7 protein-coding genes are annotated in these 6,769 nt (G+C 51.8%); 6 read left to right on the top strand and 1 reads right to left on the bottom strand.

The annotated features are described in order from the left end of the window. From ACT3TJ_RS11295 to ACT3TJ_RS11285, 3 genes are all read left to right on the top strand, one after another. Nucleotides 1-197: putative motility protein (locus ACT3TJ_RS11295; RefSeq protein WP_444621730.1), on the top strand; the 197-nt coding region annotated here is incomplete at its 5' end. 285 nt (nucleotides 198-482) lie between these two features. Beyond that, nucleotides 483-2,072, top strand: a complete 1,590-nt coding sequence (locus ACT3TJ_RS11290; RefSeq protein WP_193053530.1) for a peptide chain release factor 3 — start codon at nucleotides 483-485, stop codon at nucleotides 2,070-2,072. Between the two features lie 80 nt (nucleotides 2,073-2,152). Then, nucleotides 2,153-2,932, top strand: coding sequence for a TatD family hydrolase (locus ACT3TJ_RS11285; RefSeq protein ID WP_444621733.1), 780 nt, complete (start codon nucleotides 2,153-2,155; stop codon nucleotides 2,930-2,932). 34 nt (nucleotides 2,933-2,966) lie between these two features. Here the strand turns inward: ACT3TJ_RS11285 and ygfZ are convergent, their stop codons facing one another. Further along, entirely contained in the window at nucleotides 2,967-3,947 is a 981-nt protein-coding gene (gene ygfZ, locus ACT3TJ_RS11280; RefSeq protein WP_444621729.1) for a CAF17-like 4Fe-4S cluster assembly/insertion protein YgfZ, read from the bottom strand. 156 nt (nucleotides 3,948-4,103) lie between these two features. Between ygfZ and ACT3TJ_RS11275 the strand changes: the two genes are divergently transcribed. The 3 genes from ACT3TJ_RS11275 to uvrB are packed head-to-tail and all read left to right on the top strand — an operon-like array spanning nucleotide 4,104 to nucleotide 6,753. Next, complete coding sequence (locus tag ACT3TJ_RS11275; protein WP_087105479.1) at nucleotides 4,104-4,301, top strand: hypothetical protein; 198 nt, start codon at nucleotides 4,104-4,106, stop codon at nucleotides 4,299-4,301. Continuing rightward, a complete protein-coding gene (locus ACT3TJ_RS11270) occupies nucleotides 4,301-4,708 on the top strand; it encodes an OsmC family protein (protein ID WP_172116594.1) in 408 nt (135 codons plus the stop codon). Before ACT3TJ_RS11275 ends, ACT3TJ_RS11270 begins: the two co-directional genes overlap by 1 nt. Before the next feature lie 20 nt (nucleotides 4,709-4,728). Beyond that, nucleotides 4,729-6,753 (top strand): excinuclease ABC subunit UvrB, encoded by a 2,025-nt coding sequence (gene uvrB / locus ACT3TJ_RS11265; RefSeq protein ID WP_172116595.1) that lies wholly within the window; start codon nucleotides 4,729-4,731, stop codon nucleotides 6,751-6,753. The last annotated feature ends 16 nt before the right edge of the window (nucleotides 6,754-6,769 follow it).

The following is a 6,769-nucleotide window of genomic DNA, read 5'->3' as shown; positions in this document are numbered from 1 at the left end:
TAAGCAATACGGTGAGTACAGCGCTTTATATGAATCAAGCGCAAACTGCTGAACAGGCCCAAATGCAGATATTCAAAGACGCATTGGATATTCAGGCTCAACAGGTCACGGAAATCATGGCGTCAGCGGATATGGGCGCTGAACCCAATCTTGCTCAAGAAGGTAATGTGGGTACGCAGGTTAATACCTACGCTTAGAACGTTATCCGCGACCACCATCAGCTAGCATTTTAAAGCGCCGACCCGTTCGGCGTTTTTTTTATTGGGCTCAAAAGTGATTTTGCAGGCCTCGCTCGCGCGGACACATGTAGTAGCCCTTAAAAACTCCCAGCATCCATCATGTGTCTTCCCCCAAGGGTTTCAAGGCGCAGGTTTCAATGAACATGGCACCAAAACGGTCATAACGTTACAATCTCGCCCAATTCTGAATCACTCAGCCAGAGTCGCGTTACGTTGCTGAGTACTAATTTCTGTAGAGGCAAGATGAAAGACACTCAGTTAGCCCAGGAAGCGGATCTGCGCCGCACATTCGCTATCATTTCGCACCCTGATGCGGGTAAAACAACCATCACCGAAAAAATGCTGCTGTTTGGGAATGCTATTCAGCTGGCAGGCTCGGTGAAAAGCAAGCGTAATGACCGACACGCGACGTCTGACTGGATGAAGATGGAGCAGGAGCGGGGGATCTCGGTGACGACCTCCGTTATGCAGTTCCCCTATGGCGGCCGTGTTGTGAACTTGCTGGATACGCCAGGGCACGAAGACTTTTCGGAAGATACCTACCGAACGCTGACCGCCGTTGACTCCGCTTTGATGGTGATTGATGGCGCCAAGGGTGTCGAAGATCGGACCATCAAATTGATGGAGGTGTGTCGTTTACGTGCCACGCCCATCCTGACCTTTATTAACAAAATGGACCGTGATATCCGTGACCCTATTGAGGTGATGGACGAAGTCGAGACCGTTTTAAATATTCAGTGCGCGCCCATGACATGGCCTGTCGGTATGGGGCGTCATTTCAAGGGTGTCTACCACCTTTACAATGATGTTATCCATCTTTATACCCAGGGTCAGGGCAGCCATATTCCGGAAGACAAGCGCATTGAGGGCTTGGATAGCCCTGAAGTTGATGCCGTTCTGGGCGAAGAGCAGGCCGAAGAGCTACGTATGGAAGTTGAACTGGTACGGGGCGCTTCGCACACGTTTGATCTTGAGGCTTATCGGCGAGGTGAGCTTACGCCCGTCTACTTCGGTACTGCGATGGGGAACTTTGGTGTACGCGAAATGCTGGACGGCTTCGTCGAGTATGCGCCTGCCCCTCAGCCGCATAAAACTGACCTGCGTGAAGTAACCGCTCACGACGAGCGTTTCACCGGGTTTGTATTTAAGATCCAAGCCAATATGGATCCTAATCATCGTGACCGTATCGCTTTTTTACGTGTTTGCTCCGGCAAATATGAGAAGAACATGAAGATGCGCCATGTACGTATTGGCAAGGATGTCAAAATTGCTGATGCGTTGACGTTTATGGCATCTGATCGCTCCCATGTAGAAGAAGCCTGGCCGGGTGACATTATTGGCTTGCATAACCATGGCACGATCCAAATCGGCGATACCTTTACCGTTGGCGAGGATATGCGTTTTACCGGTATTCCTCACTTCGCGCCTGAGCTTTTCAAGCGAGTTCGCCTGAAAGACCCGCTGAAAATGAAAGCGCTTCAGAAGGGCTTGCAGCAGCTGTCCGAAGAGGGCGCTACTCAGGTCTTCATGCCTATGGATAACAACGATCTAATCCTGGGGGCGGTGGGCACCTTGCAGTTTGACGTGGTCGCCCATCGGCTAAAGGAGGAGTACAAGGTCGATTGTCTGTATGAGGGGGTCAACGTACAAACGGCCCGTTGGGTATATTGCGACGATGCCAAAATGCTCGAAGAGTTTAAGCGTAAAGCCAGCACGAATTTGGCTATTGATGGAGGCGGTTACTTAACCTACATCGCACCTACTCGGGTTAATTTACAAATGACCCAGGAGCGCTGGCCCGATATTCGCTTCCAGCCCACACGAGAGCATTAAGTTAGCTACTCTTTAAGCTAAGCAAAGGTTGGCAAGCCCAAGGAGGGGCTTGCGTGGTATATCAACAGGGAGGCCCGACAGTGCTAATCGATGCCCATTGTCATCTGGACTTTAGCGCGTTTGATCAGGACCGCGATGCTGTTTTTGCAGCAGCACACGCGGCCGGTGTCTCTCATTTCATTGTGCCTGGCACTACTCGGAAGCGCTGGCAACAGGTGCTGGCGCTAGGCGAGCGCAATGATGTTAGTGTGTGCTTGGGCCTCCACCCCTATTTTATGGAACAGCACCAGCGCGATGAGGATATCCTTGCGCTGGAGCAGGCGCTGTATTCAAATCCACAGGTGGCAGCGGTTGGGGAGTGCGGCATTGATGCACGCTTTACAGATTCCTGGGAGCCGCAGTGGCGCCTTTTCGATGATCAGCTTCGCTTGGCCAAGCAGTACAAGCTTCCTGTCGTGGTTCACTGTGTGCAGGCCAATGACAAGGTCAGTAAACGACTGCGCCAGTTAGCGCTTCCACAAGCGGGGCTGATTCACGCCTTCTCTGGCTCTATAGAGCAAGCCCAAAAGTTTTTAGACGGAGGCTTTGTGCTAGGGCTTGGGGGCACTGTTACCTATGAGCGTGCTCAGCGGCTGCGGCGAACGGTAGCGGCACTGCCCAATGATGGCTTTGTACTGGAAACAGATAGCCCTGACATGCCCCTTAGCGGTCATCAGGGTGAGCGTAACGAACCCCAATGTGTTGCTCGCGTGTGTCGCGTCGTGGCAACGCTGCGCAACCAAACAGAAGAAGAGGTGGCGGCACATAGCAGTGCCAATGCCGCCCGATTGTTTAACCTTAAGGCTTTTCAGGATTCTTAAACGAGTGAGTTTAGCCCTTGTAAGCCTAGTCCTTTTAAACCTGGCCCTTTAACGTGGCCACCAGTTGTTCAGGGTCAAGCCGTTCAATAGCGTAGGGTAGCGGCAGTAGGGTGATTGCGTTGCCTTCCCAGTAAAGCGGTATCGCTTCTTCTGTCGCCTTGGTATTCATCACTGCCAGTAGCTCCACGCTATCATTATCGCGCCTTACGCTTGCAACGACCTCGCCCATGGCTTTATCCAGCTCGGTTTTTATGCTGGCGCCTGTCTCGGGTAGCGTTGTCGATGTAAGTTCAGCGTGAACCAAGCGTTTTTTAACTTGTCCACGAAAGTGTGCTCGGGCTACCACTTCCTGTCCTGTGTAGCAGCCCTTTTTAAAGCTAATGCCCCCTAGTGCTTCCCAGTTCAGCATTTGAGGCAGAAATTGATCCTGCTGAGCCTCTGAGAGCCAGGCAATTCCGCTGCGAATGTCGGCAAGTTGCCAGGCAGCCTGCTGGGCTTCGTCATCCACCACCTGTTGAGAGGATGCCTCTGTCGTTGTCTCTGTCGTGCAAAACAGCCAGCGAGGCATTTCCCCGGCCACGCGTACAACGCTTGATTGTTCATTAACGCTTTGTGCGTATGGTTGTTCAGGAAGGGTTAATCCCAGTGACTCAGCTAAGGTGTCTGCTGCTTTGCTGGCGCCAATAAACGTGATGTTTGTGTTATGGATCAATTCAGCCTGATAAAACGCGGCAAATTTTTTTAAATGGGCCGCCAGCGAGTCGGCAAGAGAGACACTAAGGATAAGTCTAAAGTGTTCAGCGTTAAGGCGCAGCAGCTGACCATTGGCGAGCATTCTTCCTTTGGGTGTGCAAAAACACGTAAGAGGGGCAAACTCGCCATCCGCTAAACTTACCTGAGCGCTTGTTTGGCCCTGCAGAAATTTTTCAGCATCTGCCCCTGTTACATCCAGCGCTGCCAAGTGATGAAGGCGCACATTGTCGGTGATCGCAGTAGAGGGGATAACCGTTGCCATATAGACTCCTGATGAGTAGCTGATCGCTGAAAGTAGGATTAGGACGCCGCGCTTCTCAACCTGTGGGCGAATGATACTAATTGCAAGGTGTAATAGCGTGCTAGAATCTTTCTGTTGTATCAGTTTTGCATAAGGTTAAGTGAGGAGGGTAGCGTAATGGCACAGCAATCGTTAACGTTTCAAGGCGTAAAAAACGCTGATCAAGTCAACAAGATTACCACGGCGTTGATGATGTTGGAGGGGGTTGATAGTGCAGAGGTAGGTCGCCACGGCGCAGATGTGGATGGCCGTGTTAAACGTGAGGCACTGATCAACGCTGTAGAGAAGCTCAAACTGGGAGTGAAAGTATCCTGATGCATCCGCCTATTACGGTAATCAGCCAGCGTAACCATGTATTTCGCCAGCGTATTGAGGTCGATAGCCTGGAGGCCCTGTATGCCGATGTTCCCACTCTGGTCGGAGGCGAAGGCAGTGCGCCCGACCCACATGACTATTTCGATATTTCTCTGGGAACGTGTAAGGCCATTACGGTGCAGATGTATGCCAAGCGCAAGAAGTGGCCGCTTACCGCGATTACTGTCACGGTGCAGAGGGACGACAGTGAGGAAGCGCATGGAACTTATAAATTGAATGTAGCGTTAACACTGCATGGGATCAGCGACCCGGAACAGCGGGCACGCTTGGAAGAGATCAGCCATCGCTGCCCCATCCAGCGCCTGATGACGCAGGCAACTGTCGATATCACTACGCACATTATTTAACTTTTCATTCAGGAGCAATGATGAGCAAAGAGTTTCGGTTACAGTCGAAATTTAAGCCTGCCGGTGACCAGCCAAATGCGATAAAAGACTTGGTAAGTGGCCTGGAGTCAGGACTTGCCCATCAAACGCTGCTGGGTGTAACCGGGTCGGGCAAAACATTCACCATGGCGAATGTGGTTGAGCAGCTTCAGCGCCCGACCATTGTGATGGCACCTAACAAAACCCTCGCGGCTCAGCTTTATGGAGAGTTTAAGTCCTTCTTTCCGGATAATGCTGTCGAGTACTTTGTTTCGTATTATGACTACTATCAGCCCGAAGCCTACGTACCATCATCGGATACGTTTATCGAAAAAGATGCCTCTATCAATGATCATATTGAGCAGATGCGTCTCTCGGCAACCAAGGCGTTGCTTGAACGTCGTGATGCGCTCATCGTTGTTTCCGTTTCTGCTATTTACGGGTTGGGTGATCCCGACCAGTATTTAAAAATGCGTCTGCACTTTACCCGCGGCGAGTTGATTGATCAGCGTGCCTTTTTGCGCCGTTTGGCGGAGCTTCAATACACCCGTAATGACATGGACTTCCGCCGAGGTACGTACCGCGTGCGCGGGGATGTTATTGATATTTTCCCTGCTGATTCTGATGAGGATGCGGTACGGGTTGAACTGTTTGATAACGAAATTGACTCTATTCGAATTTTTGATCCGCTAACCGGGGACATACGGGGTCAGGTTCCGCGTATGACAATTTACCCCAAGTCTCACTATGTGACGCCGCGTGAAACCATTTTAGGCGCGATTGACTCCATAAAAGATGAGTTAAAAGAGCGCCTTGAATGGATGCGTAAGCATGAACGCCTGGTAGAAGCGCAGCGCCTTGAACAGCGTACCCTTTACGATATCGAGATGATGCTAGAGCTGGGTTACTGCAACGGTATCGAGAACTACTCACGCTACTTATCCGGGCGTGCGCCTGGCGAGCCGCCGCCCACGTTTTTTGACTACCTGCCTGACGACGCGCTGCTGTTTATTGATGAGTCTCACGTCAGCGTGCCTCAGGTGGGTGGTATGTATAAGGGGGACCGTTCACGTAAAGAGACGCTGGTGGAGTATGGTTTCCGCTTGCCTTCGGCGTTGGATAACCGTCCCATGAAATTCGAAGAGTGGGAATCCATTGTCCCTCAGGCTATTTTTGTTTCGGCAACACCGGGTAAATACGAGGCCGAGCATGCTGGTCAAGTCGTTGAACAGGTTGTGCGTCCTACGGGGCTGCTGGATCCTGAAATTGAAGTGCGCCCGGCCAGCACCCAGGTGGACGATCTGCTTTCCGAGATCGGCTTGCGTACTGCCGTCGGTGAGCGCGTACTGGTGACAACGCTTACCAAGCGTATGGCTGAAGATTTAACAGAATACTTTGATGAGCATGGGGTACGTGTACGCTATTTGCACTCCGATATCGATACGGTCGAACGGGTAGAAATTATTCGTGATCTGCGCCTGGGCAAGTTTGATGTGTTGGTAGGTATTAACCTGCTGCGCGAGGGGTTGGATATTCCAGAAGTTTCGTTGGTGGCGATTCTTGACGCTGACAAGGAAGGCTTCCTGCGTGCAGAGCGCTCGCTAATTCAGACCATTGGACGCGCGGCACGTAACGCCCACGGTAAAGCCATTTTGTACGGTGATCGCATCACCGACTCCATGCGTAAAGCGATTGATGAGACAGAGCGTCGCCGAGCCAAACAGCAAGCGCACAATGAAAAGCATGGTATTACGCCAACCACCGTGACGCGCTCCGTGGCAGATATTCTGGAAGCTGCGCAAACCCCCGGCAAAAAGAGCAGCCGCAAGCGTGGGTCCGAGCGTAAGGTGGCAGAAGGTGCCGGTGATTATGATATCGCCAGCATGGGGGCGCATGATTTGTTAGCCGCTATCAGCAAGCTGGAAGACGCAATGTTTGAGGCAGCGCAGAATCTGGAGTTTGAAGAAGCAGCGCGCCTGCGCGATCAACTGCATCAAATGAAAGAAAAACAGCTGGCGCTAGGATAGAGATATGCCAGAAGGC

This window comes from Halomonas sp. AOP30-A1-24 (assembly GCF_052378165.1).
In the GTDB taxonomy this organism is placed as follows: domain Bacteria; phylum Pseudomonadota; class Gammaproteobacteria; order Pseudomonadales; family Halomonadaceae; genus Vreelandella; species Vreelandella citrativorans.
Note: the sequence above shows the minus strand (reverse complement) of the source record. Positions and strands in the feature narration are given on the sequence as shown.